The organism is Mycobacterium venezuelense (genome assembly GCF_054919535.1).
This window is the reverse complement of sequence record NZ_JBONDW010000002.1, coordinates 72,188-95,628: the sequence shown is the minus strand read 5'-3', so window position 1 is coordinate 95,628 and position 23,441 is coordinate 72,188. Positions and strand designations below refer to the sequence as shown.

Genomic DNA, 23,441 nt, shown 5'->3' with positions numbered 1-23,441 from the left:
CCGTAATCGGGGTGTTTCGCAGGTTAGCGACCCGGCGACCCGTTTGAATGTCATTGCTGGAATGACGTTTTTGTTGCGAGTTGCGAGTCGCGCCACGTCGAAAAAAAATTCGTGATGATCCGTTCGTCGCTGGTGCATGGCACTATTGCGACAAAGTGGGGGACGATCTGGACGGGCTCCGCCTGCCGAGGAATTAAGCCAATGATTACCCGCTCGGCGAGCGAAACCGGCAATATCTTGAAAGGATATGAGCCTGTCCGGTCCTGGGGGACTAAGAGGGGGACAAATTGAGTATCGCGAATGTGGAATCCGGCGCTGCAGCAAAAGCCATGGAGCCGCGACTCCGGCCCGGCTTATGGCGCCATACTTACGCGCGCCGATTGGTAGCCGTTGACTTGTTCGGGGTGTCGGCCGCCGTGGGTATTGCGCAGTGGTTGCGCTTCGGAGGTTTGCCAGGAACGGCGGCTACCTACCGGGACTTCGACTACACGACGGTGTCGCTCGCCATCGCGGGCGCTTGGCTGTTGCTGTTGTCGATCTATCGGACCCGGTCGCCGCGGATCATCGGTGCCGGCGCCGAGGAGTACCGGCGCGTGTGGCTGGCGACCATCTCGGTGTTCGGCGGCGTGGCCATCGTGTCGATGCTGTTCAAGCTGGACATCGCGCGCGGCTACCTGATGATCGCGCTGCCTGCGGGCGTGGTGTTTCTGCTCCTCGGGCGGTTTGCGGCACGGCGCATCGTCGCCGCGCGCCGCAAGAAGCTCGGCAGCTGCATGACCAAGGTGCTCGTCGTGGGCAACGGGCCCGCCGTCAAGGATCTCGTGCAGTCGATCGCGCGGGATCCCGAAGCCGGTTACCAGGTGGTCGGTGCGTGCGTGCCCGGGCTTTATCACCGCAGCAAGATCGATGTGCCAGGGGTCGGGTTCGTGCCCGTGCACGGCGACGAGACCGACGTCGTGGACGCGTTGGCCGAAACGGGGTGCGATGCGGTCGCGCTGACGGCGACCGAACGCCTCGACGGGCGCGGCATCCGCAACCTGTCCTGGGAACTGGAGAACCTCGACATCGATCTCATGGTCGCGCCGGGCGTCGTCGACGTCGCGGGTCCGCGCCTGACGATGCGGCCGGTGGCCGGATTCCCGCTCATCCATGTCGAGAAGCCGCAGTACAACGGGGCCAAGAGGTTCCAGAAGCGGGCCTTCGACGTCGTCTTCGCGAGCCTGGTGCTGCTGCTCGGGCTGCCCTTGCTGCTCGCCGTGGCGGCGGCGGTCAAGTTCACCAGCAGGGGCCCGGTGTTCTACCGCTCGGAACGGATCGGCCTGGACGGTAAGCCGTTCGAGATGATCAAGTTCCGCACCATGGTCGACGGCGCCGACCAGATGGTCGATTCGCTTGCGGAGCTGAACGAAAGCGATGGCGGCGTGCTGTTCAAGATCCGCAAGGATCCGCGCGTCACGACCGTCGGCCGCTTTCTTCGCAAGTACAGCATCGACGAGCTTCCGCAGTTCATCAATGTGCTCAAGCGGGACATGAGCGTCGTCGGCCCACGGCCCCCGCTCGCACGCGAGGTCAACACGTACGACGACTACGTCAAACGGCGTTTGCTGGTGCTGCCGGGCATCACGGGGCTCTGGCAGGTCAGCGGGCGGTCGGACCTGTCGTGGGAGGACTCGGTGCGGCTGGATCTGTTCTATGTCGAGAACTGGTCGATGGTCGGCGACCTTCTGATCGTCGTGAAGACCGTCAAAGCGATGGTCGCGGGGTCCGGCGCGTACTAATTCTGCAATTTCAGCAAATTTCAATGGTGCTCGCATAAATTTGCGATATGTGCGTGTAACCCATGCTTCATTTTTGGTCAATCTTCACCACTCCATTGCCTGGAGCGACCAATTCGGACGGAAATCGCACGTGAGAGAAGTGCTCGGGCGGTGTGGCTGCTTCGCTCGTTCTTCGTAACGTTGCGTATGGGATCGGGCGCCGCAGCGGTTGTGTGAGAACCCATTTCGACGCGCTGCACACCTGGCATCACATCGCCTGGGCGCCAGCAGGTTTGGTTGGACAAGCGCGCTGGACATTTGAAAGCGTTGTGCCGTTGCGTGTTTCGGTGCCGACGACGCCGAGGGCGTTACTGCGGGCTCGCGGTACGCGAGCGCCGTGACCGGGCTGCGGTGAGTCGATGCGCAGGTTCTATTGTGGCTGGTGTCATGCGAACACCATTGGATGTAGACCTCCTGCGCAGCCACCTCGGCGCGCCCTGGCGGCAACTCGACGTCGTCGAAGAAACCGGCTCCACGAACGCCGATCTGCTTGCCCGGGCCGCGGGCGGTGAAGACATCGCGGGCGCGGTGTTGTTCGCCGAATACCAGAACGCGGGCCGTGGCAGGCACGGCAGGCAATGGTCGGCGCCGGTCCGCTCACAGTTGGCGTTCTCGTTCGGGGTCGACGCGACCGGCGTCCCGGCCGCCGCGTGGGGCTGGCTGCCGCTGGCCACCGGCGTCGCCGTCGTCGATGCCGTCGCCGAAGTCGCCGGTATCGATGCCGGCCTCAAGTGGCCCAACGACGTGCTCGTCGGCCCGCCCGAATCGGCGGGCAAGCTCGTGGGCATTCTCGCCGAGGTGGCGTCGCCTGCGCCGGTCGTCGTGGTCGGACTCGGGCTGAACGTGACGATGACCGCCGACGAGGCGCCGGATCCACGCGCGGTGTCACTGGCGCAACTCGGTGCTCCCGAGCCGGGATTGGACCGCAACCGCTTGGCTCACGCTCTTCTCCGCCACCTCGCGACGCGGTTGGACAGTTGGCGCGCGGGCGATCCCGGCCTGGCCGCCGATTACCGCGCGCGTAGCGTCACGATCGGCAGCAGCGTGCGCGCGAGCCTGCCGGGCGACCGGACCGTGGACGGCATCGCCGAGGCGGTCGACGAGCTGGGCCGGTTGGTGATCGACACCGGCGCGGATCGGGTCACGGTGTCGGCCGGCGATATCACGCACCTGCGTCGGCTGGAGTCGTAGAGTTCTGCCGTGGGTTACCCGGAGAACGTGCTGGCCAACGACGAGCAGGTGGTCCTGCATCGGCACCCGCACTGGAAACGCCTGATCGGGGCGGCGTTCGTGCTGATCCTGGCAAGCGCGGCGGCGGCCTTCGTCGCCGCGGTGGTGAACACCATGGACTGGCAGACCACCGCCAAGAACGTGCTGTTCATCGTCATCGGGGTGATCTGGCTCGTGGTGGTCGGCTGGCTGACGATCTGGCCGTTCCTGACTTGGTGGACGACGCACTTCGTCATCACCGACCGCCGCGTGATGTTCCGCCAAGGCGTTCTGACCCGCTCGGGCATCGATATCCCGCTGGCCCGGATCAACAGCGTGGAGTTCCGGCACGGCCTGTCCGACAGGCTGCTACGCACCGGAACGCTGATCATCGAATCGGCGTCGCAGGATCCCTTGGAATTCCACGACATACCGCGCGTGGAACAAGTGCATTCACTGCTGTATCACGAAGTCTTCGACACCCTGGGTTCTGAAGAGTCACCGAGCTGACGCGCGCGGGCGCGGCGGCTCGGCCTGCGCAGCGGCGTCACCGTGCCCGCGCGCGTCAGCTCGGCCTGGTCCTCCAAGGCCTCGGCGATTCCACCGCCGGTGAGGGTGGACTCGAGCGCCCGTTCGGGATCGCGGCCGAACTCGTCGGGGAAGACCCAGCGGCGGAACGCCCAGAACCGAAACGCCATCTGCAGCAGATTGCCCAGGATGTAGGCCGAGATGAAGTCGGCGATGTTCTCGATGGTGAGCGACACCTCGGGCACGCGCAGCCCCAGCACGTAGCTGGAGAAGTACAGCGGCGCCATCGACAGCAGCACGCCGACGCCACTGAACGCGAAGAACAACAGGGCCTCGTGATGGCGCTCTCGGCCGCCGCGGTTCTGGAAACTCCACTCCCGATTGAGGATGTAGGAGGCGATCACCGCGACGATGCCTGCGATGATCTTGGCGGTCACCGGCTTGGGCTCGAGCACCGTGAGCTTGAGTGTGTAGAAGATCACTGAGTCGATCACAAACGTCGTTGCGCCGACGATCGCGAACTTGATCAGTTCGTGATGCTGCTCGGCGTACGGACGGATGAATCGCGGCAGTCGCGCGATCGTCGCATCAGCGAAGGACACAGGTAGGCAGTGTACGTAAGCGCGCGTCACGATGCCGCATCGCTGCGCAGCCCCACCTTAACCGCAGGTCAATGCACCGGTCACGGCGAGGACACGAACGGCATCCCGCTGCGACGTGAAACGATGGACCCCGTGCCGACTACTCCCAAGCAACCGCCGGTCGTCGCGATGATCGGTGGCGGTCAGCTCGCCAGGATGACCCATCAGGCGGCGATCGCACTCGGCCAGACCCTGCGGGTGCTGGCCTCCGGACCGGATGAACCCGCTGCCCAGGTGACTCCCGACGTCGTCATCGGGAAACACACCGACCTCGACGCGCTGCGCCGGGCGGCGTCGGGCGCCTCGGCGCTGACGTTCGACCACGAGCACGTCCCCACCGAACACCTCGAGCAACTCGTCGCCGAGGGCGTCACGGTGGCGCCCCCGCCGCAGGCCCTCGTGCATGCCCAGGACAAGTTGCTGATGCGGCGCAGGCTGCACGACCTCGGCGCGCCGGTTCCGCGGTTCGCCGACATCGGTTCGGTCGCCGACATCGAGGATTTCGTGCGGCTCATCGACGGTCCGGTGGTCATCAAGACCGTCCGCGGCGGCTACGACGGCAAGGGCGTCATGATGGCCGACGATCTGGCCCAGGCCCGTGAGATCGTCGAGCGCTATCTCGCCGACGGGGTGGCGCTGCTCGCCGAGGAACGTGTCGCGATGCGGCGCGAACTCGCCGCCCTCGTGGCGCGCTCACCGTTCGGGCAGGGCGCGGCCTGGCCCGTGGTGGAAACCGTGCAGCGCGACGGGATCTGCGTCGAGGTGTATTCGCCCGCGCCCGATCTCTCCGATGAACTAGGTTCTGCCGCACAGGAACTCGGCCTGAGACTGGCCAACGAGCTGAGCGTGGTTGGGGTGCTCGCTGTCGAGTTGTTCGAGACCGGCGACGGCGGGCTTCTGGTCAACGAGTTGGCCATGCGCCCGCACAATTCCGGGCATTGGACCATGGACGGCGCGGTCACCAGCCAGTTCGAACAGCATCTGCGCGCGGTGCTGGACTACCCGCTCGGTGACACCTCGGCTATCGCGCCGGCCGCGGTGATGGCCAACGTGCTCGGTGCGCCGCAGACGCCAGAAATGTCGATGGACGAACGGCTGCACCATCTGTTCGCGCGGATGCCCGAGGCCAAGGTCCATCTCTATGGAAAGGGCGAGCGGCCCGGCCGCAAGATCGGGCACGTCAACGTGATCGGATCGGACATGGCCGATCTGCGCGAACGGGCAGTTCGTGCAGCGCACTGGCTTTCGCATGCGGAGTGGACGGACGGATGGGATGAACATGGCGAGTGATGCGGAGAATCGCGCATCGGCACGGGTCGGGCTCATCATGGGCAGCGACAGCGACTGGTCGGTGATGTCGGATGCGGCAGAGGCACTCGCCGAGTTCGAGGTGCCGTTCGAGGTCGGGGTGATCTCGGCGCACCGGACGCCCGGCCGGATGCTCGACTACGCGAAGACCGCCGCGGACCGCGGCATCGAGGTGATCATCGCCGGCGCGGGCGGGGCCGCGCACCTGCCGGGCATGGTGGCCTCGGCAACACCGCTGCCCGTGATTGGCGTTCCGGTGCCGCTGGCCCGCCTCGACGGGATGGATTCGCTGCTGTCGATCGTCCAGATGCCGGCCGGGGTGCCGGTGGCCACGGTTTCCATTGGCGGAGCACGCAATGCGGGCTTGCTTGCCGTGCGAATGCTGGGCTCCGCCGATGCGGGGTTGCGGGCGCGGATGGTGAAATTCCAGGCCGACCTGGAAGCCATGGTGCTGGCCAAAGATGCGGCCCTGCGCGATCGCCTGTTGGGCTGACTGAGTCGCAGGCTGAGTCAATCGCCGATCAGCTCGCGAATGCGGGGCGTGAGGGACTCGATCGGTTCATCGGTGGACATCACCACAACCGCGGTGCGGCCGCTGCCGCCGCGGTAGATCGGCCATGTCGCGGCCAGCGCCTCTGCCAGGTCCGACCGGGGATTGGTCACGTCACCGCGCAGCCATCGACGAAGAACATGGTTGTGAGCGGCGACCACGGCGTTGGCGAATAGTTCTGCGCGCAGGTCCGCCGTCCAATCCTCGGTTGGCGCGGTCCGCAGGTGTTTGGTGAACAGCCGGACGTACCGCGACACCACGGCCGTCTCGAAGTCGCGCAGGGCGGGAACCGAGCGGGTGAGCCGATACCGCGTGCGGGCGCGCTCGCCCTCGGCGAGGTAGTGCTCGAACACCGAGGTCGCCACCGCGATCACTTCTGCGGCGAGCGCTTCGGTCGGAACCGTCGACAACCTCTCGTCGGCGCGGCGCAGCAACGCCTCGTGATCGGGGAAGATCAACGCCTCTTTCGATCCGAATTGACGAAACGCGGTGGTACGTCCCACCCGGGCCCGTGCCGCGATCTCATCGACGCTCGCGGCCTCGTAACCACGTTCTTCGAACAGGTCGAATGCCGCGCTCACCAGGCGCTCGCGCGTGGTCGGCAGGTCGGTCATTCGCGCACCTCCCTCGTCAGGTACTGAGTTCCGATGCTATGGTACTGAGTACCAAACGTAGCAGGGCGGTGTACTCGATGTGCAGTCCGGGCAACGATTGAAACCAAGAGAACCAACAGCGCTAAGGAGAAGATCATGGCTGGTTGGGGCGGTGACCCATCTTTCGATTTGTTCCAGTTGCCGGAGGAGCATCAGGAGCTTCGTGCGGCGATTCGGGCGTTGGCCGAAAAAGAGATCGCCCCGTATGCCGCCGAGGTCGATGAGCAGGCACGGTTCCCGCAGGAGGCACTGGATGCGCTGAACGCGTCGGGATTCAACGCCGTGCACGTGCCCGAGGAGTACGGCGGCCAGGGTGCCGACTCGGTGGCCGCATGCATCGTGATCGAGGAGGTCGCGCGGGTCGATGCGTCGGCGTCGTTGATCCCGGCGGTCAACAAGCTGGGCACGATGGGCTTGATCCTGCGTGGCTCCGATGATCTGAAGAAGCAGGTGTTGCCATCGCTGGCGTCAGGCGAGGCGATGGCCTCCTACGCGCTCAGTGAGCGGGAGGCGGGCAGTGACGCGGCGGGGATGCGCACACGCGCCAAAGCCGATGGCGATGACTGGATCATCAACGGCACCAAGTGCTGGATCACCAACGGCGGCAAGTCGTCGTGGTACACGGTCATGGCGGTGACCGATCCGGACAAGGGCGCCAACGGCATCTCGGCGTTCATGGTGCACAAGGATGACGAGGGCTTCTCGGTCGGCCCCAAGGAGCGCAAGCTCGGGATCAAGGGTTCACCGACCACCGAGTTGTATTTCGAGAACTGCCGCGTCCCGGGGGATCGGATCATCGGCGAGCCGGGCACCGGGTTCAAGACCGCGCTGGCCACGCTCGACCACACTCGGCCCACGATCGGGGCGCAGGCCGTCGGTATCGCGCAGGGTGCGTTGGACGCCGCGATCGCCTACACCAAGGACCGCAAGCAGTTCGGCACGGCGATCAGCGATTTCCAGGCCGTGCAGTTCATGCTCGCCGACATGGCGATGAAACTGGAGGCCGCGCGGTTGATGGTCTACCACGCCGCCGCGCGCGCCGAGCGCGGCGAAGGCAACCTGGGCTTCATCTCGGCGGCGTCGAAGTGCTTTGCCTCCGATGTGGCCATGGAGGTCACCACCGATGCGGTGCAGCTGTTCGGCGGGGCCGGCTACACCGCCGACTTCCCGGTCGAACGCATGATGCGCGACGCCAAGATCACCCAGATCTACGAAGGCACCAACCAGATCCAGCGCGTCGTGATGAGCCGGGCGCTGCTCAAGTAACTGCCCGGAAGTTGTGTCGAATGTGCGGTTTCGTACGCGACTCGCCGCTGCGCGCGTATGAAACCGCACACTCGCGAGATTGAACAGGGCTAGTCGGACCGCGGCGTCTGCGCGCCTTTGGTTTCACGCGTCTTCTCGATCGACTCGATCGCGCGAGACGTCGTGTACTGCTGTGCGGTCGCGACACTGAGCGCGTTGAATCCGCGAACGAACATCACCATCGCGGCGAACGCCCACACGTTGCCGATCACCCATTCCCAATCGGTTCCGGTGGTCGCTTTCGTCAGCCAGAACACCGCGATGGCCACCAGCGGGTAACCGCTGTAGATGTAGAACCGCGCATCGGAACTGACCGACCAGCTCGGGTGGCGTCGCGTTCGCAGGTGCCACCCGAGCAGTCCCAGTAACGTGATGATCGCGGCTAGGGTCGAGCCCATCGGGGTCCTGAGTCACTTGTGGTGATGTTGGCTGTGGTGAGCCATCCGGTGCAAAAGCCGCATGGTTCAGTCTCGCGAACAAGTCACGAACTTGACCAAAGGTACTGCAAAAAACTGAGAAGCGGATGTGAACGCCCAACTGGGCAGCGTCACCCGCGGGTGACCTTCTCCATTTGCCGGCGTCGCTCCTGTGCGGCGGATTCCGGGTGCGCGACCTGCACGAGGGATGCGCCGACGGCGAAGATCGCGACGAGGTTGTCCACCAACGCGTCGGGGTCGTCCCAGGCGGCTGTCGAGAGCACGCGATCGACGCCGGTGATCTCTTGTGTGGCTGCCGAACGCTGAGCGGCGGCCAGGACATCGGCGGCCGAGCGACCGTCGAGGGCCGGGCCCGGCCGGCGCTCGGGCACGATCTGATCCCCGTGCACGCGGACCGACGTGGCGTAATCCGTCACCCCAATGGGGAGGTCGGCGGCCGGTTTACCGAACGGGTCGAGCGACAGCACCGCGACCTCGCCGCCGGCCACCGCGTCGTCGGCCTCGTCGAGACGATCCCGCGTGCACAGAGCGATGTCGGCGGCACCGGACAGCACCACCTCGGCGCCGATCCACCACACGCCGAACAGCACGGCCGCGGTCTGCCAGTGCGCGGGCAGCAGCACGGCCACGCGCGTCCCAGGACCGGCGCCCATCTCGTCGCGCAACAGGTTGGCGGTCTTGGCCGCCCAGTTGGCCAGCGTCACGGCCGACAGCTCGATGCGCTCGCCGGTCGCGTCGTCGTAGTAGGTGATCCGCGGGCCCGCGGGATCCGAGGCCAGCAGGGGATCGAGAATTGCGGCGCTGATTGTCGTCGTCAGTTCACACACTCCGGATCATCGGACCCTGCGGTGAGCACCGGCGACGGCGGCGGCGGTGCCTCAGCCGTGTCGGACGAGCCGCCGGTGTCGGCGGCAGCGGGATCGACCGCTCCGAGCGTCACATCGCTGCCGTCGAGCCCCGAACCCGGACCGGTGTAGTCGTCGCCGAGGACCACCCGCACCGAGCCGGCCGGAACCGACGAATCCTCGTTGACCGGCAGTCCGCCGAGATCCTTCGAAACCGCCTGAGCGCCAAGGTCATCGGTCTTGGCGGCCAACACCTGGCTGCCGGACAGCGGAGCGCCGTCGTGGTTGCCGGTGCTGCCGGGCGTGAAGCCCTTGGTGGTCAGCACGTGGGATACCGCGGCCGCCAACCCGTTGATGTCGGTCGCGTTGACCACCTCCACGGTGGTCTTGTCCGGCGAGTACGAGATTTCGTCGGTCTTGCCCTCGTCCTGGTCCTGCAGCAGGCTCGAAACCCATTCGTGGACCTCGGTGGGATCCACCCGCACGACGCTCTGCATGCCGTCGTCGCTCCAACCGTCCTCGCGCAGGATGGGGATGGTCGCGAATGCCACGTTGCCCGCAGCGAGCTTCTGCAGTTGATCGGCGAAATCCATGATGTCCCAACCGTCGGAGATCACCACCGACCGCTGGACCGCGTCCTGCAGCCGCCCCAGCGTCGCCGGGCTCGACAGTGTCTTGCTTGAGATCACCTCATGGGCCAGCGACGCCATGACGGCCTGCTGACGGGTGACGCGGTCGAGGTCGCCGCGCGGAAGGTCATGGCGTTGCCGTACGAAGCTCAACGCCTGCGGGCCGTTGAGCTTCTGCCAGCCCGCTGGGAAATCGGCGCCCGAAAGAGGTTCGTAGACAGCATCTTTCAGGCAGACGTTGACGCCGCCCAGGGCATCGGTGATCAACGCGAAGCCCAGCAGGCCGATTTCGGCGTAGTGGTCGACGGTGACACCGGTGAGGTTGGCGACGGTCTGGATGAGTTCCTCGCGACCGGCTTCGACCGCTTTGGGCTCTGCGGTGGCGGGATCCTCGCCCTCGACCTCGACCAGCTGCTTCATCCGGTCGAGCTTCACGTCGCCGAACACGCCGTTGATCTTCATCTTGCCCCACCCCGGTGCTTCGACGTAGGAGTCGCGGGGGATCGAGATCGCGGTGGCCGACTTCCCGTTGTTGGGTATGCGGATCAGGATGATCGTGTCGGTGTTGGTCGACACGTCGTCGCCGGCTCGTAGCGTCGCGAGTTCCTCGGCGGACAGCGGGTTGCCGTGCGCATCGGTGCGGCTGTCCATCCCGACCAACAGGATGTCGATCGCGCCGTCCTCGCCGCCATCGCCGAGCGCAGGCGAACTGATGTGATTGATGCCCGATTCGAACGAGCGGATCTGAGTCCAGGCCACACCCGTCCCGAGCACCACGGCTGACGCTGCGGTCACAGCAATGGTTCGGAGTAGGTGGATCGGCACGTGCCCAGGCTACTTGCGGAGCGGACGTGAGCCGGGTAACGCGGACCGGCGTGCCAGACTCGGTCGCATGTCGCAGCGCATTGTCATCACCGGGGCAGGCGGCCTGGTCGGGCGAGTATTGGCTGATCAGGCCCGTCAGCAGGGTCGCGATGTGCTGGCGCTGACCTCGGCGCAATGTGACATCACCGACGCCGGCGCGGTGCGGCATTTCGTTGCTGCCGGGGACGTGGTGGTCAACTGCGCGGCCTATACGCAGGTCGATGCCGCCGAGGCTGACGAGGCCCGGGCGCATGCGGTCAACGCCGTCGGCGCCGGGAATGTGGCCGAGGCGTGTGCGGCGGTCGGGGCCGGGTTGGTACACATCTCAACCGACTACGTATTCGGTGGTGACCGTCACACTCCATATGAGGTCGACGACCCGACCGCACCGGTCAGTGTGTACGGCCGTACCAAACTCGCGGGGGAACGGGCAGTGCTGACCGCAAAGCCCGATGCTCATGTCGTCCGGACCGCCTGGGTGTACGAGGGCGGCGATGGCGGCGATTTTGTGGCAATCATGCGCAGGCTCGCGGCCGAGGACCGGCAAGTCGACGTGGTCGCCGATCAGATCGGCTCGCCCACGTATGTGGGTGACCTGGTCACGGCCTTGCTGCAAGTCGCCGATGGCAAGGTGCACGCCGCTGTGGTGCATGCCGCCAATGCGGGGCAAGCCAGTCGATTCGACCAAGCGCGGGCAACTTTCGAGGCGGTCGGCGCCGACCCCGATCGGGTCCGGCCCGTGGGCAGTGACCGGCATCCGCGGCCGGCGCCGCGGCCGTCCTATTCGGCGTTGTCGGCGCAGCGGTCGATTTCGGCCGGGCTGACTCCGCTACGGCCGTGGCGCGAGGCGCTCGTCGCGGCGGTCTCGGCAGCGTCCTCCGACGGCCCGCTACCCTCTACGCCGTGACTGAGGAAGGCCTCCGCCCGCTCGTGGTGGTGACGGTGACGTACTCGCCTGGGCCGCACCTGGACCGGTTCCTGGCGTCGCTGTCGTTGGCGACGGACCGACCGGTGACGGTCATCATGGCCGACAACGGCTCCACCGACGGCGCGCCAGAAGAGGCCGAGCAGCGCTACCCGAACGTGCGTCTGTTGCGCACCGGCGCCAACCTCGGATACGGCAGCGCGGTGAACCGCGCCGCGGCGGAGATTTCGCCGGACACCGACTGCTCGGAGTTTTTCGTGGTGGCCAACCCCGACGTGCAGTGGGGGCCCCATTCGATCGACCTCCTGCTGGAAGCCGCCGAGCGCTGGCCGGACGCGGGCGCATTCGGTCCGCTGATCCGCGACCCCGACGGCTCGGTCTACCCGTCGGCGCGCCATCAGCCGAGCCTGCTCCGAGGCGGCATGCACGCGGTGGTCGGCCCGTTCTGGAAATCCAATCCGTGGACCGCGGCCTACCGCCAGGAGCGGGAGGAGCCCAGCGAACGTCAGGTCGGCTGGTTGTCGGGCTCTTGTCTGTTGCTGCGCCGGGCGGCGTTCGATGCGATCGACGGATTCGACGAGCGCTACTTCATGTACATGGAAGACGTCGACCTCGGTGACCGGTTGAGCCGGGCCGGCTGGCCGAATGTCTATGTGCCGTCCGCGGAGGTGCTGCACTACAAGGGCCACTCCACCGGTCGTGACCCGGCGCGAAACCTGGCCGCCCATCACCGCAGCACATACACTTTCCTGGCAGATCGGTACCCCGCGATATGGCAGGCGCCGCTGCGGTGGACGATCCGGGGGGCGTTGGCCGTACGCGCGGGGCTCGTGGTCGGTAAGTCGCGGCGTATGCAGTCGAAGAGGGGGGCGTTGCAGTGACAAATCCGGGGACCAATCCTGGCGAAGTGGATGCCGTCGTACTGGTCGGTGGTCAGGGCACCCGCCTTCGGCCGCTGACGCTGTCGGCGCCCAAGCCGATGCTGCCCACCGCCGGGCTGCCGTTCCTGACCCATCTGCTGTCGCGGATCGCCGCGGCAGGCATCAAGCACGTGGTGATGGGGACGTCGTACAAGGCCGAGGTCTTCGAGGACGCGTTCGGCGACGGCTCCGAACTCGGACTGGAGATCGAATACGTCACCGAGACCGAGCCTCTGGGCACCGGCGGGGCCATCGCCAATGTCGCCGACAAACTGCGCTACGACACCGCGATGGTGTTCAACGGCGATGTTCTGTCAGCCGCCGACCTGGGCGCGCTGCTGGAGGCGCACGACGAGCACCGCGCCGACGTCACGCTGCACCTGGTTCGGGTGGGCGATCCGCGGGCGTTCGGATGTGTTCCGACCGATCCCGACGGCCTCGTCACCGCGTTCCTGGAGAAGACCCAGGATCCGCCGACCGATCAGATCAACGCAGGCTGCTATGTGTTCAAGCGGGCGGTGATCGACAAACTTCCAAGGGGCCGGGCACTTTCGGTCGAACGTGAGGTGTTCCCCGGCCTGCTGGCCGACGGCTTGCGCGTCTGCGGGTACGTAGACATGTCGTACTGGCGCGACATGGGCACGCCTGAGGACTTCGTGCGGGGTTCGGCAGATCTGGTGCGCGGCATCGCATCGTCGCCTGCACTCAACGGCCAGCGCGGTGAGTCACTGGTGCACGAGGGTGCGGCGGTCGCCCCTGGCGCGCTGCTCATCGGCGGGACTGTGATCGGGCGGGGCGCCGAGATCGGTGCAGGCGCGCGTCTCGACGGTGCGGTGATCTTCGACGGCGTGCGCGTCGAGGCCGGCGCGGTGATCGAACGCTCCATCATCGGCTTCGGTGCCAGGATCGGCCCGCGCGCACTGATCCGCGACGGGGTGATCGGCGACGGTGCCGACATCGGTGCCCGCTGCGAGCTCTTGCGTGGTGCGCGGGTGTGGCCAGGGGTTGCGATTCCCGACGGCGGCATCCGCTACTCGACGGACGTCTAGCTTCCGTCGGTGGCGGCTCGGGCGAGCTGAGCCAGCCCGAAGTCGGTGTCGGCCGGCAGCGCGTCAAGCGGCCACCACTGCAGATCCAAAGACTCGTCACTGCGGGCGATTTCGGCGCCTTCCGGGGCCCGCACCAAGAACTGCATGTCCAGGTGACGGGTCGGCACGCCCAGTGAGCACTTCACCGGATGCACATGCAGTGCCGCCAGTTCCGCATCGATGGTCAGCCCGTTGATGCCGGACTCCTCGGCGGCTTCGCGCAGTGCCGCGGCGTGCACGTCGGGATCGGTGGCCTCACAGTGCCCGCCCAGTTGCAGCCACCGGCCGAACCGTGGATGCAGGGTGAGCAAGGTCTGTGTTCCGGTGTGGTCGAGGACGAGCGCCGAGGCGGTGATGTGTCCAGGCGCGCATTCCCGCATGCAGGCATCGGGCCGGGCAGCCAGAAACGACAACACCGCGTGGCGCAGTGAATCCTGCGTCGGATCGGTTGTCCGCCAATGCGTGAGCACATCGACGGCGGAGGCGTGCAGGCTCATCGGTACAGGAGCAGCCCTTCGGTGGGCACCGGGTCGCGCGGTGGCTGCTGTTCATCGGGGTAGCCGATCGCAATGGCGCCCAACGGCTCCCAGTCGCCGGGCAGATCCAGCTCGGCTCGGACCAGATCGCCTGCGAAGATCGTCGAGCCGATCCAGCAGCTACCCACGTCCCGTACCGCCAGGGCGACGAGCAGCGCCTGTACCGCCGCGCCGACCGCGACGGTGAACATCGTGTGCTCGGCTGCGGTGCGCGCGTCATCGGGATAGCTGTGTGCGCCATCCGGCACCAGGAAGGGGATCACCAGTTCGGGTGCGTCGTAGAGGATTTGGCCGCGACTGACCCGGCGTTCGACGGCGTCGGGCGCTCTGCCGTCCCCGGCGAGATCGGCTCGCCACCGGTCTTTCATGCGGTCCAGCAGCCGAGTACGCGTCGCCGTGTCCTGCACCCAGACGAAGCGCACCGGCCGGGTGTGATGCGGAGCCGGTGCGGTGAGTGCCTCACCGACGGCCGCTTCGATGAGTTCGTGCGGGACGGCTTCGCCGCTGAACCTGCGGACCGACCGGCGAAGCAGTTGAGCTTGGCTGCGGCCCAACTGGATTGCCTCGGCCGTGCCCAGCCAGAACAGATCGTCCTCACCCGCGCGCACCAGCGTGTGCGCAGTCGATCCGTCATCGGGCAGGCGTAGTCCGCGGACCACTGCCACCGGGATCGCGGTCAGCTTGCCCTTGACGAGGTCGGCCGCAGCCGCGATCTCGTCGGCCACCGCGACTTCGGTGACAAGTAATTCGTTGCCGTGCCGGTCGCGCGCGCCGGCGTAACCGTGCAGAACCGTCAAACCGGCTGCGCCGATTGCGAAGTCGGTCTGGCCGTTCCGCCAAGCCCGACCCATGGTGTCGGTGATCACTACGCCCACCGTCGTGCCGAGTCGGTCACGGATTCCGTCCCGCAGCGCCGCGGCGCTGCCGTCGGGGTCGACGGGTAGCAGGGCGAGTTCGGTGGAATCCACGTTCGAACCGTCGACACCGGCGGCCGCCTGGACAAGGCCGATGGCGTTCTCGGTGATCAGCGTGCGGCCCTTGCGGGCCAGCACGCGAAGGGCCTCGTCGTCGATGAGCTTGCGCCGCAGTGTATCCCGCTCCTCTGGGTCGGAGGGCGCGACGACGATGCGGCCTTCGCACTTCGACACGACCTTGCTTGTGACAACAAGCACATCGCCGTCTTGCAACCACGGCGCCGCGGCGGCGAGTGCGGCGGCCAGATCGTCGCCGGGACGGAACTCCGGCAGGTCGGGCACCGGCAGAATCTCGACGCGGTCGGCCGACCCGTGCTCGGCATTCACAGTGTCACTCCGGCGATGTCGAGCCCCGCCCGGACCATCTTGGCGGTGGTGGGGGGATCGGTCATCAACAGTGGTACGGCACGAACCTCAACGCCTTCGATCTCGGCATGGTCGCCCTCGTGTACCAGCCAGCCGTCCAGCAGTCCGGTGCCCGACTTCGCGCCGAACCAGCGGCCCACGCCTTCCGACGTGGACTCGACGCCGATGATCGACAAACACTCGTCGGCCATGCCGCGCAACGGTTTTCCGCCGATTATCGGCGAGTAGCCGATGACCGGGGCCGCGGTCGAGCGCAGCGCTCCCCGGATTCCGGGTATCTGCAGGATGGGGCCGACACTGACGACCGGATTGGACGGCGCCAGCAACACCACGTCGGCTTCGGCGATGGCCTGGGTTACGCCGGGCCCTGCGGTTGCCTGCTCGGCCCCGACGAACGCGAAGCTGTGCGACGGCACGTTGGCGCGGTAGCGCACCCACCATTCCTGGAAGTGGATGGCCCTCCGCTCGCCGTCGGCCGGGTCGGTGATCACGACGTGTGTCTCGCTGCGATCGTCGGTGACCGGCAGCAGTCGGGCCCCTGGTGACCAGCGCTTACACAGCGCCTCGGTCACCTGGGACAGGGGATAGCCCGCCCGCAGCATCTGACTGCGCACGAGGTGGGTGGCCAGGTCGCGGTCACCGAGGCCGAACCAGTCCGGTTGGACCCCGTAGGCCGCGAGTTCCTCTTTGGCGTGCCAGGTTTCGTTGCGATGCCCCCAGCCCCGTTCCGGGTCGATGCCGCCGCCGAGGGTGTACATGCAGGTGTCGAGGTCGGGGCAGATCCGGACGCCGTGCATCCAGGCGTCGTCGCCGACGTTCACGATCGCCGTGAGTTCGTGCTCGCCGGGGTTGCCAGGGTCGTCGGAGAAGCTTCCAAGGCGCAGCAGGTTCTGCACGCCCAGCAAAAACCGTGCGCCACCGACGCCGCCGACCAGAACGGTGATCTTCACAACGACCGACACTAGGCGTTGAGGTGCCGCGCACGGAAACGACGTCGTCACGGGCAGGACACGCCGAGGTTGCGACGCGCCGATTTGACATCACGGGATGGTATGAATTCCTGTTCCAGCGCTTGACCCCAGCAGCTAACACGTGTGTAATCACAGCAGTGTCATTTTTCGGTTGGTGACCGATTCCGGTGTCGCGGACCGTGATTCGATCATTTGTTCGAATGGAATGGCCGCACATCACAATAGTGGGCTCCACTGAGGGATCTACGAGACCGAGTGAGGAGGCGGGGGATATGTCTTATGAGAGCGGCGATTTCGATCGTGTGGTCCGGTTTGACGGCCGGCTACTCGGCTCGGTAGACAACGCACCGCACATCAACACCGGGCCGACACCGATGGGGGCAACCGGACGTCCCCAACTGAGTTTGGTGCCCGATGAAATTGATGTTGATCCGGCAACCGAAGATGACCAATGGCAGGAACGCGCGCTGTGCGCGCAGACTGATCCGGAGGCTTTCTTCCCGGAGAAGGGCGGGTCTACCCGCGAGGCCAAGCGCATCTGCCAGGGTTGCGAAGTTCGCGACGCCTGCCTGGAATACGCGCTTGCGCACGATGAGCGCTTCGGAATTTGGGGAGGTTTGTCAGAGCGGGAACGCCGGCGCCTCAAGCGCGGCATCATCTGAGCCGCAGCGTCACTCGTCGTCGATCGTTGGGTCGATGACCGAGGGTTCGACGCCAAGATAGGTGGCCACCTGGGCCACCAGGATTTCATGCAGTAGATCGGCCAGCTCATCGGATCCTTTGACCCGGCGCTCGATGGGCTTGCGGAACAACACGATTCGCGCCCGGGTCGAATTTCCCCTGACATCAACGCCGGCCGGTATCAGCCGGGCGAGCGCAATGGGACCGTCTGCGACCACCTCCGGTGGCCACTGCACACTGTCCGGATCTTTCGGGGACATCCGCGGAATCTCGTCGACTGCGACGTCGAGCGCGTTGACCCGAGCGGCCCACCGGCGCTCGATCGGCTCGTAGGCCTCCAGCACCGCCATGTCGAACCGTTCGGCCCGGCTGCGCCACCCGGGGACCGACCGCGGCAGCAGCGGACCGCGGATATCGCGGCCGCGCCGCGATCGCCAATGGTTCCGCTGGGCCACGGGCACGATCGTAACGGTTCGGGATCGGGCACCCCGCGGCTGCGCGTGTCCGGCAGCGTGCGGCGATCGTCCGAGATAATCTCTGGTGCGTGAATGTTCCCCGTCGCTGCTGCCGGCCCGGGTGCCCGCACTATGCCGTGGCGACGCTGACCTTCGTCTATTCGGACTCGACAGCTGTCGTCGGTCCACTGGCCACGGTCTCCGAACCGCATTCCTGGGACCTGTGCGTCGGGCATGCCAGCCGGATCACGGCGCCGCGCGGGTGGGAGCTCGTTCGCCATGCCGGCCCGCTGCCGACACATCCCGATGAAGACGATCTGGTGGCGCTCGCCGACGCGGTACGAGAGGGCCAGGCCGGCACCGTACCGCGCGGCGGTGTGGTTGCCGGGTTCTCCGATCCCGCCACCGGAGTCAGCGGTGGCGCGGTCATGGCACCGGCGGCGCGGCCGCCGGAATCGAACGGGCGGCGACGTGGCCACCTGCGGGTGTTGCCCGACCTCAATGACTAGAAGCCGGTCGGGCCAAGAGTAGTGAACGTGTTGTTGCCGCAAGACGGTTAGGCTGGCGCCAACGATCCCGTTTCACAAGGAGTTCTATGTCTCGGCCAGCAGCGGCTGTTCACAGTGTCATCAAGGCCTATGACGTCCGCGGCTTGGTCGGCACGGAGCTCGACGACGCCTTCGTCGCCGATGTCGGCGGCGCGTTTGCCCGCTTGGTCCGGGCCGAGGGCGCAGGACAGGTCGTAATCGGACACGACATGCGATCCAGTTCGCCATCGTTGTCCGCGGCGTTTGCCGAAGGCGTGACTTCCCAGGGGCTCGACGTCATCCGGATCGGACTTGCGTCCACCGATCAGCTCTATTTCGCCTCCGGCAAGTTGAACTGCCCGGGGGCGATGTTCACCGCGAGCCACAACCCGGCCGCCTACAACGGCATCAAGTTGTGCCGGGCCGGGGCCAAACCCGTCGGCAAGGACACCGGCCTGTCGGTGATCGCCGACGAGGTGATCAACGGAGTACCGGCCCACCACGGCGTGGCGGGCACCGTCACCGACCGCGATGTGCTGGCCGACTACGGCCAATTCCTCCGCTCGCTGGTCGATCTCAGTGAATTACGGCCGCTGCGCATCGCGGTCGACGCGGGCAACGGCATGGCCGGTCACACCACGCCCGCGGTGCTCGGTCCCATCCCCGGCGCCACCGTGCTGCCGCTGTTCTTCGAGTTGGACGGGACGTTCCCCAACCATGAGGCCAACCCGCTGGATCCGGCCAACCTGGTCGACCTGCAGGCCTACGTCCTGGAGACGGGTGCCGACATCGGTCTGGCGTTCGACGGCGACGCCGACCGCTGTTTCGTGGTCGACGAACTCGGCAGGCCGGTGTCGCCCTCGGCGGTCACCGCGCTCGTGGCCGCGCGTGAACTCACCCGCGAGATCGGCGCGACGGTCATCCACAACCTGATCACGTCGCGCGCGGTTCCCGAGTTGGTGGTCGAGCGCGGCGGCACGCCGGTGCGGTCGCGAGTCGGACATTCCTACATCAAGGGGCTCATGGCCGACACCGGTGCGATCTTCGGCGGGGAGCATTCGGCGCATTACTACTTCCGTGATTTCTGGGGTGCCGATTCCGGCATGCTCGCCGCACTTCACGTACTGGCCGCGCTCGGCGAACAAGAGCGACCGCTGTCGGAGATCATGGCCGACTATCAGCGATACGAGGCCTCCGGCGAAATCAACTTCACCGTCGCCGACGCCGCGGCGTGTGTGGACGCCGTGCTCAAGTCCTTCGGCTCCGGCATCCACTCGATCGACCATCTCGACGGCGTGACCGTCGATCTGGGCGGCGGCAGCTGGTTCAACCTGCGTACCTCCAACACCGAACCGCTGTTGAGACTCAACGTCGAGGCACGCACCACCGAGGACGTCGAGGCGATCGTGGACAAGGTCGCTACCCAGATCCGGACGGTGAGTGAGGTGGCGACGTGAACGCCGTCGACGCCACAGTGGATCTCGACGACGGCGACGGACTTCTCGCCGCCGACCGTAACGGTCTGCTGCGCGCGGCGGCCATGGCCGGTGCGCAGGTTCGCGCGACCGCCGCTGCGCTCTCGGAGGGGACGCTCGAACCGCTGCGGTCCGACCATCCACCGCGCACGGTGATCTGGGTGGCCGGCCGCGGTGTGGCCGAGACCGCGGGCGCGATGCTGGCTGCTGCACTCGGCGGGTCGGTGGCGACCCCGATCGTCGTCGCCGCCGAGACCCCGCCGTGGATCGGTGCGCTCGACGTGTTGATCGTCGCCGGCGACGATCCGGGCGATCCGGCAATGGTGAATGCCGCGGCCACCGGCGTCCGGCGGGGCGCCAGGGTGCTCGTGGTCGGGCCGTACGAGGGTCCGTTACGCGATGTGACGGCCGGACGGGCCGTTGCGCTGGCCCCGCGTCTATGGGTGCCCGACGAGTTCGGCTTGACGCGTTACCTGGCTGCCGGCCTGGCCGTCCTGCACGTGCTGGATGCGGGCATGCGCGTCGATCTCTCGGCGCTGGCCGACGAGCTCGACGCCGAGGCGCTGCGCAACAGTGCCGGACGCGAGCTGTTCACGAACCCCGCCAAGACGTTGGCGGAGCGGATGTCTGGGAGTGACGTCGTCCTGGCCGGCGACACCGCGGCGACGCTCGCGCTCGCCCGGCACGGATCGATCACGATGTTGCGGGTGGCGGGTGAAGTGGTGGCGGCCGCCGGCCTGGCCGACGTGTTGGCTGCCGAAGGCAGTGGTGCGGCCGGATCGACCGCTGAACGATCACTGTTCCACGACGAGCAGATCGACGGACCGCTGCCGCGCCGGATGCGCACGTTCGTGGTGAGCACCGACGTCGAACGACCGAATGTGGCGGCCCGGATCGCTGGTTTCGCCGACATCTCCGTTATCGGCGCCGAGGACGTTCCCGAATTGGCCGGAACGGCTCTGCCGGTAGGACGTCCGGAACAACAACTGGCGATCATGGCGGTCCGCTTGGAGATGACCGCCGTCTATTTGAAACTGGTTCGAGGTTAACGAAGTGCATCTGCTACGGGGAGCGGTGCGAACCTATGCGTGGGGTTCGCGGACTGCGATTGCCGATTTCACTGGAAGGCCAAGTCCCACAGTACATCCGGAGGCCGAGCTGTGGTTCGGTGCGCATCCGGGCGATCCGGCTTGGCTGCAGAACGAGCACGGCGAGCAGTCGCTGCTGGAAGCGGTGCACGACGATCCGGAGGGCCAACTCGGCCCCGCCACGATCGCCCGGTTCGGGGATGCGCTGCCGTTTCTCGTCAAGGTCTTGGCCGCCGACGAACCGTTGTCGCTGCAGGCCCATCCGAGTGCGCAGCAGGCCCAGGAGGGGTTCGAGCGCGAGGATCGGCTGGAGATCCCGATCTCTGCGCCAACCCGCAACTATCGCGATCGCAGCCACAAGCCCGAATTGCTGGTTGCGTTAGGGCAATTCCACGCGCTGGCGGGATTCCGCCCGGTGGAGCGCACTGTCGAGCTCATGCGGGCGCTGGCTGTATCGGACCTTGACCCGTTCATCAACCTGTTGTCGGGTCAGTCGGACGGCGACGGTTTGCGTGCGTTGTTCACCACCTGGATCACCGCCCCCCAGCCCGACCTTGACGTGCTCGTGCCCGCGGTACTCGACGGTGCCATCGAGTACATCCGTTCGGGCAAAAAGAAATTCGCCGCGGAAGCCAAGACCGTGCTGGAACTCGGCGAGCGATACCCGGGCGATGCCGGCGTGCTGGCCGCGTTGTTGCTCAATCGCGTCAGCCTGCAGGCGGGGGAGGGCCTGTACTTGCCTGCCGGCAATCTGCACGCCTATCTGCACGGCGTGGGGGTCGAGGTGATGGCCAACTCCGACAACGTGTTGCGCGGCGGACTCACACCCAAACACGTCGACGTGCCGGAACTTCTGCGGGTACTGGATTTCACCCCGACCCCCGAAGATCGACTGCGTCCCGAAATAGTCAGGGACGGCACCGAACTCATCTACCAGACGCCTGCGCCGGAGTTCGCGGTGTCGGTGCTGTGTGTCGAGGGTGACCAGCTCGGTCACGAAATCGATGCCCAGTCGCGGCATGACGGACCTCAGCTGTTGCTGTGCACCGAAGGCTCGGCAGTCGTTCACGGCAAGGGCAGCCGGCTGGCCCTGGCGCGGGGTGCGGCCGCGTGGGTGTCCGCTGACGACGGCCCGATCCGGCTGACCGCCGACGAGCCGACCAAATTGTTCCGGGTGACCGTCGGGATCTAGCCGGCTGCGGCTCAGAGCGCGGCGAGGATCTCGTCGTTCTGCTTGCCCGGCCCGCCGCGCTCGGCCAGGAAGGCTCGCATGTTGGTCCGGATCGCACGTCCGATCAGGCGCGGTGACGGTGCCAGATACAGGCTGTCGAGCAGGCTGGTTCGCCGTAGGAACCATTCCGCCAGAACAGGATCCGTCTCGGCCGCGCCGAGGAACTGATCGAAAAGTCCGTACATCGGCCGGTACCACCGCGGTTTGTCGCCTTCTGCGCCGTGCGCGATGTGGTCGGCGACGGCGTTCATGAGCCACACCGGATAGGTCGATCGCGCGGTGCTGTAGGCGAGGCGCCTGATGAGATTCTGCCTGCCGCTCGACAGCACGCTGCGTAGATTGCTGGCCTGCAGCGCCGTCATCGTCACGCCCTGGCCGTAGGTGGGGTTGAGGCTCGCAACCGCATCACCGAACGGGAAGATTCCGGCGGGCATCCGGTGCAATTTGTCGTAGCGCCGCCACTTGGCCACCGGATAGCGGTGGAAAGCCATCCCGCCCACCGGCTCACCCGCCCGGAGTGCCGTGCTGATGTGCGGCGGAACGGTCGTATCGGCTTGCGCGCAGATCCCGGCGAAGTCCTGCGGTGGCTCGGCCTTGGCGACTCCGAACGCGGTCACGGTCCAGATGCCGTCTTCGTGGAAGAGCATGCCCATGCCCAGGCCCTCGTCATGCGAGGCGCTCACCAGAACCATCTTCTCCGCGATCATCCCGTCGGGGATCCGCACCCGGTGCGACGCGTACGTCACGCCGATCTTCACGGAATCCTCGCGCGGACGCTCGAAGCCCCACTCCTCCAACCACACCGGCAGACGGCTGCCACGTCCGGATGCGTCGACGACGAGGTCGGCGGGCACGGTGTCACCGTTGTCGAGGAGCAGCCCCGTCACCCGTTCGGTGGCCGGGTCGAACTGCGGTTGAACCACCCCGTTCTGCACCACGGTGACATTCGGCAGCGCGAGGGTGCGTTTGCGTACTTGCCATTCCAGTTGTCCTCGGCTCGGGACGTATGCGGTGAAGTTGGACTCAAGGGTTTGGCCGGTGCCGAGCACGTGCCCGGCGGCGGTGAAGTGAATCGACTCGGGACGGTTCTCGACGACCGGCACACCGGCGTCGGCCATCTCGTCGAGAAGTCCGGGAAAGATCTTCTCGAGTTCCTGGGCGCCCCGCGCCATCAGGAGGTGGACGTGTTGACCCTGCGGTATGGCGCTGCGGTTGACCGGCTGATCGGGTAATTCGTCGCGTTCGTAGAGCGTCACTTGGTCGAAGTGGTCCGCCAACACGCGGGCTGCGCAGAGGCCGGCGATGCTGCCTCCGATGACGACGGCATCTCTGGAGGCGAGTTCTCGTGTCCTACTCATCGACCGCCACGGTAGTGGGAACATGACGTGAAGCGGGCACGAATGGGAGGCGATGCAACT

General features: G+C 66.6%; 24 protein-coding genes. 14 read left to right on the top strand and 10 right to left on the bottom strand.

What is annotated here, in order from left to right; translation table 11 throughout:
* Nucleotides 1-329 precede the first annotated feature (329 nt).
* The 3 genes from ACRCUN_RS03095 to ACRCUN_RS03085 all read left to right on the top strand — a co-directional run bounded on the left by ACRCUN_RS03095 (nt 330) and on the right by ACRCUN_RS03085 (nt 3,536).
* Complete coding sequence (locus ACRCUN_RS03095; RefSeq protein ID WP_462140568.1) at nt 330-1,778, top strand: sugar transferase; 1,449 nt, start codon at nt 330-332, stop codon at nt 1,776-1,778.
* A gap of 426 nt (nt 1,779-2,204) precedes the next feature.
* Nucleotides 2,205-3,008, top strand: a complete 804-nt coding sequence (locus ACRCUN_RS03090) for a biotin--[acetyl-CoA-carboxylase] ligase (RefSeq protein ID WP_462140199.1) — start codon at nt 2,205-2,207, stop codon at nt 3,006-3,008.
* A 9-nt stretch (nt 3,009-3,017) separates the two neighbouring features.
* Nucleotides 3,018-3,536 (top strand): PH domain-containing protein, encoded by a 519-nt coding sequence (locus ACRCUN_RS03085; protein ID WP_462140198.1) that lies wholly within the window; start codon nt 3,018-3,020, stop codon nt 3,534-3,536.
* Here ACRCUN_RS03085 and ACRCUN_RS03080 read toward each other — a convergent pair.
* Nucleotides 3,491-4,156: a GtrA family protein gene (locus tag ACRCUN_RS03080; RefSeq protein WP_462140197.1), complete on the bottom strand. Its 666-nt coding sequence runs from the start codon at nt 4,154-4,156 to the stop codon at nt 3,491-3,493. The genes ACRCUN_RS03085 and ACRCUN_RS03080 overlap by 46 nt on opposite strands.
* Nucleotides 4,157-4,279: 123 nt before the next feature.
* On the opposite strand from ACRCUN_RS03080, the gene ACRCUN_RS03075 reads away from it, so the two are divergent.
* Both ACRCUN_RS03075 and purE read left to right on the top strand, forming a co-directional pair.
* Nucleotides 4,280-5,485 carry a 5-(carboxyamino)imidazole ribonucleotide synthase gene (locus ACRCUN_RS03075; protein WP_462140196.1) on the top strand — a complete coding sequence of 402 codons (1,206 nt, stop codon included), beginning with the start codon at nt 4,280-4,282 and terminating at the stop codon, nt 5,483-5,485.
* Nucleotides 5,475-5,996: a 5-(carboxyamino)imidazole ribonucleotide mutase gene (gene purE / locus ACRCUN_RS03070; RefSeq protein ID WP_462140195.1), complete on the top strand. Its 522-nt coding sequence runs from the start codon at nt 5,475-5,477 to the stop codon at nt 5,994-5,996. The genes ACRCUN_RS03075 and purE overlap by 11 nt, the downstream gene beginning before the upstream one ends.
* Nucleotides 5,997-6,013: 17 nt before the next feature.
* Here the strand turns inward: purE and ACRCUN_RS03065 are convergent, their stop codons facing one another.
* Nucleotides 6,014-6,667 (bottom strand): TetR/AcrR family transcriptional regulator, encoded by a 654-nt coding sequence (locus ACRCUN_RS03065; protein ID WP_462140194.1) that lies wholly within the window; start codon nt 6,665-6,667, stop codon nt 6,014-6,016.
* Between the two features lie 135 nt (nt 6,668-6,802).
* Between ACRCUN_RS03065 and ACRCUN_RS03060 the strand changes: the two genes are divergently transcribed.
* Nucleotides 6,803-7,972, top strand: coding sequence for an acyl-CoA dehydrogenase (locus tag ACRCUN_RS03060; protein ID WP_462140193.1), 1,170 nt, complete (start codon nt 6,803-6,805; stop codon nt 7,970-7,972).
* 89 nt (nt 7,973-8,061) lie between these two features.
* Here the strand turns inward: ACRCUN_RS03060 and ACRCUN_RS03055 are convergent, their stop codons facing one another.
* The 3 genes from ACRCUN_RS03055 to ACRCUN_RS03045 all read right to left on the bottom strand — a co-directional run bounded on the left by ACRCUN_RS03055 (nt 8,062) and on the right by ACRCUN_RS03045 (nt 10,747).
* Complete coding sequence (locus ACRCUN_RS03055; RefSeq protein WP_462140192.1) at nt 8,062-8,409, bottom strand: hypothetical protein; 348 nt, start codon at nt 8,407-8,409, stop codon at nt 8,062-8,064.
* Nucleotides 8,410-8,558: 149 nt separating this feature from the next.
* Nucleotides 8,559-9,275 carry a TIGR03089 family protein gene (locus tag ACRCUN_RS03050; RefSeq protein WP_462140191.1) on the bottom strand — a complete coding sequence of 239 codons (717 nt, stop codon included), beginning with the start codon at nt 9,273-9,275 and terminating at the stop codon, nt 8,559-8,561.
* A complete protein-coding gene (locus ACRCUN_RS03045) occupies nt 9,263-10,747 on the bottom strand; it encodes an LCP family protein (RefSeq protein ID WP_462140190.1) in 1,485 nt (494 codons plus the stop codon). Before ACRCUN_RS03045 ends, ACRCUN_RS03050 begins: the two co-directional genes overlap by 13 nt.
* Before the next feature lie 67 nt (nt 10,748-10,814).
* Between ACRCUN_RS03045 and rfbD the strand changes: the two genes are divergently transcribed.
* Genes rfbD through manB form a run of 3 tightly spaced genes read left to right on the top strand, consistent with a single transcriptional unit; the run spans nt 10,815 to nt 13,680 of the window.
* Complete coding sequence (gene rfbD / locus ACRCUN_RS03040; protein ID WP_462140189.1) at nt 10,815-11,693, top strand: dTDP-4-dehydrorhamnose reductase; 879 nt, start codon at nt 10,815-10,817, stop codon at nt 11,691-11,693.
* The gene (locus ACRCUN_RS03035; protein ID WP_462140188.1) at nt 11,690-12,592 is read left to right on the top strand and encodes a glycosyltransferase family 2 protein; all 903 of its coding nucleotides are present in this window, start codon (nt 11,690-11,692) and stop codon (nt 12,590-12,592) included. The genes rfbD and ACRCUN_RS03035 overlap by 4 nt, the downstream gene beginning before the upstream one ends.
* Nucleotides 12,589-13,680 carry a mannose-1-phosphate guanylyltransferase ManB gene (gene manB, locus ACRCUN_RS03030; protein WP_462140187.1) on the top strand — a complete coding sequence of 364 codons (1,092 nt, stop codon included), beginning with the start codon at nt 12,589-12,591 and terminating at the stop codon, nt 13,678-13,680. The genes ACRCUN_RS03035 and manB overlap by 4 nt, the downstream gene beginning before the upstream one ends.
* Here the strand turns inward: manB and ACRCUN_RS03025 are convergent.
* Genes ACRCUN_RS03025 through cofD form a run of 3 tightly spaced genes read right to left on the bottom strand, consistent with a single transcriptional unit; the run spans nt 13,677 to nt 16,545 of the window.
* Complete coding sequence (locus ACRCUN_RS03025) at nt 13,677-14,216, bottom strand: NUDIX domain-containing protein (RefSeq protein ID WP_462140186.1); 540 nt, start codon at nt 14,214-14,216, stop codon at nt 13,677-13,679. The genes manB and ACRCUN_RS03025 overlap by 4 nt on opposite strands.
* Entirely contained in the window at nt 14,213-15,556 is a 1,344-nt protein-coding gene (locus ACRCUN_RS03020; RefSeq protein WP_462140185.1) for a coenzyme F420-0:L-glutamate ligase, read from the bottom strand. The genes ACRCUN_RS03025 and ACRCUN_RS03020 overlap by 4 nt, the downstream gene beginning before the upstream one ends.
* Nucleotides 15,553-16,545, bottom strand: coding sequence for a 2-phospho-L-lactate transferase (gene cofD, locus ACRCUN_RS03015; RefSeq protein WP_462140184.1), 993 nt, complete (start codon nt 16,543-16,545; stop codon nt 15,553-15,555). Before cofD ends, ACRCUN_RS03020 begins: the two co-directional genes overlap by 4 nt.
* 293 nt (nt 16,546-16,838) lie before the next feature.
* Between cofD and ACRCUN_RS03010 the strand changes: the two genes are divergently transcribed.
* A complete protein-coding gene (locus tag ACRCUN_RS03010; protein ID WP_067854759.1) occupies nt 16,839-17,228 on the top strand; it encodes a WhiB family transcriptional regulator in 390 nt (129 codons plus the stop codon).
* A 9-nt stretch (nt 17,229-17,237) separates the two neighbouring features.
* Here the strand turns inward: ACRCUN_RS03010 and ACRCUN_RS03005 are convergent, their stop codons facing one another.
* A complete protein-coding gene (locus tag ACRCUN_RS03005) occupies nt 17,238-17,660 on the bottom strand; it encodes a metallopeptidase family protein (protein WP_462140567.1) in 423 nt (140 codons plus the stop codon).
* Nucleotides 17,661-17,791: 131 nt separating this feature from the next.
* On the opposite strand from ACRCUN_RS03005, the gene ACRCUN_RS03000 reads away from it, so the two are divergent.
* The 4 genes from ACRCUN_RS03000 to manA all read left to right on the top strand — a co-directional run bounded on the left by ACRCUN_RS03000 (nt 17,792) and on the right by manA (nt 21,984).
* On the top strand, nt 17,792-18,211 hold the full coding sequence (locus tag ACRCUN_RS03000; RefSeq protein WP_462140183.1) for a DUF3499 domain-containing protein: 420 nt from the start codon (nt 17,792-17,794) through the stop codon (nt 18,209-18,211).
* Nucleotides 18,212-18,297: 86 nt separating this feature from the next.
* Nucleotides 18,298-19,686 carry a phosphomannomutase/phosphoglucomutase gene (locus tag ACRCUN_RS02995; RefSeq protein WP_462140182.1) on the top strand — a complete coding sequence of 463 codons (1,389 nt, stop codon included), beginning with the start codon at nt 18,298-18,300 and terminating at the stop codon, nt 19,684-19,686.
* Nucleotides 19,683-20,753: a TobH protein gene (locus tag ACRCUN_RS02990; protein WP_462140181.1), complete on the top strand. Its 1,071-nt coding sequence runs from the start codon at nt 19,683-19,685 to the stop codon at nt 20,751-20,753. The genes ACRCUN_RS02995 and ACRCUN_RS02990 overlap by 4 nt, the downstream gene beginning before the upstream one ends.
* 4 nt (nt 20,754-20,757) lie before the next feature.
* Entirely contained in the window at nt 20,758-21,984 is a 1,227-nt protein-coding gene (gene manA, locus ACRCUN_RS02985) for a mannose-6-phosphate isomerase, class I (protein ID WP_462140180.1), read from the top strand.
* 11 nt (nt 21,985-21,995) lie between these two features.
* Here manA and ACRCUN_RS02980 read toward each other — a convergent pair whose 3' ends face one another.
* The gene (locus ACRCUN_RS02980) at nt 21,996-23,381 is read right to left on the bottom strand and encodes an FAD-dependent oxidoreductase (protein ID WP_462140179.1); all 1,386 of its coding nucleotides are present in this window, start codon (nt 23,379-23,381) and stop codon (nt 21,996-21,998) included.
* Nucleotides 23,382-23,441 lie beyond the last annotated feature (60 nt).

Bases quoted from the DNA above. Each gene is read 5' to 3' on its own strand.
- rfbD (WP_462140189.1), top strand. From the start codon at position 10,815: ATGTCGCAGCGCATTGTCATCACCGGGGCAGGCGGCCTGGTCGGGCGA.
- ACRCUN_RS03090 (WP_462140199.1), top strand. From the start codon at position 2,205: ATGCGAACACCATTGGATGTAGACCTCCTGCGCAGCCACCTCGGCGCG.
- ACRCUN_RS03065 (WP_462140194.1), bottom strand. From the start codon at position 6,667: ATGACCGACCTGCCGACCACGCGCGAGCGCCTGGTGAGCGCGGCATTC.
- ACRCUN_RS02995 (WP_462140182.1), top strand. From the start codon at position 18,298: ATGTCTCGGCCAGCAGCGGCTGTTCACAGTGTCATCAAGGCCTATGAC.
- ACRCUN_RS03055 (WP_462140192.1), bottom strand. From the start codon at position 8,409: ATGGGCTCGACCCTAGCCGCGATCATCACGTTACTGGGACTGCTCGGG.
- ACRCUN_RS03095 (WP_462140568.1), top strand. From the start codon at position 330: ATGGAGCCGCGACTCCGGCCCGGCTTATGGCGCCATACTTACGCGCGC.
- ACRCUN_RS03010 (WP_067854759.1), top strand. From the start codon at position 16,839: ATGTCTTATGAGAGCGGCGATTTCGATCGTGTGGTCCGGTTTGACGGC.
- ACRCUN_RS03060 (WP_462140193.1), top strand. From the start codon at position 6,803: ATGGCTGGTTGGGGCGGTGACCCATCTTTCGATTTGTTCCAGTTGCCG.
- ACRCUN_RS02980 (WP_462140179.1), bottom strand. From the start codon at position 23,381: ATGAGTAGGACACGAGAACTCGCCTCCAGAGATGCCGTCGTCATCGGA.
- purE (WP_462140195.1), top strand. From the start codon at position 5,475: ATGGCGAGTGATGCGGAGAATCGCGCATCGGCACGGGTCGGGCTCATC.
- ACRCUN_RS03075 (WP_462140196.1), top strand. From the start codon at position 4,280: ATGGACCCCGTGCCGACTACTCCCAAGCAACCGCCGGTCGTCGCGATG.
- ACRCUN_RS03025 (WP_462140186.1), bottom strand. From the start codon at position 14,216: ATGAGCCTGCACGCCTCCGCCGTCGATGTGCTCACGCATTGGCGGACA.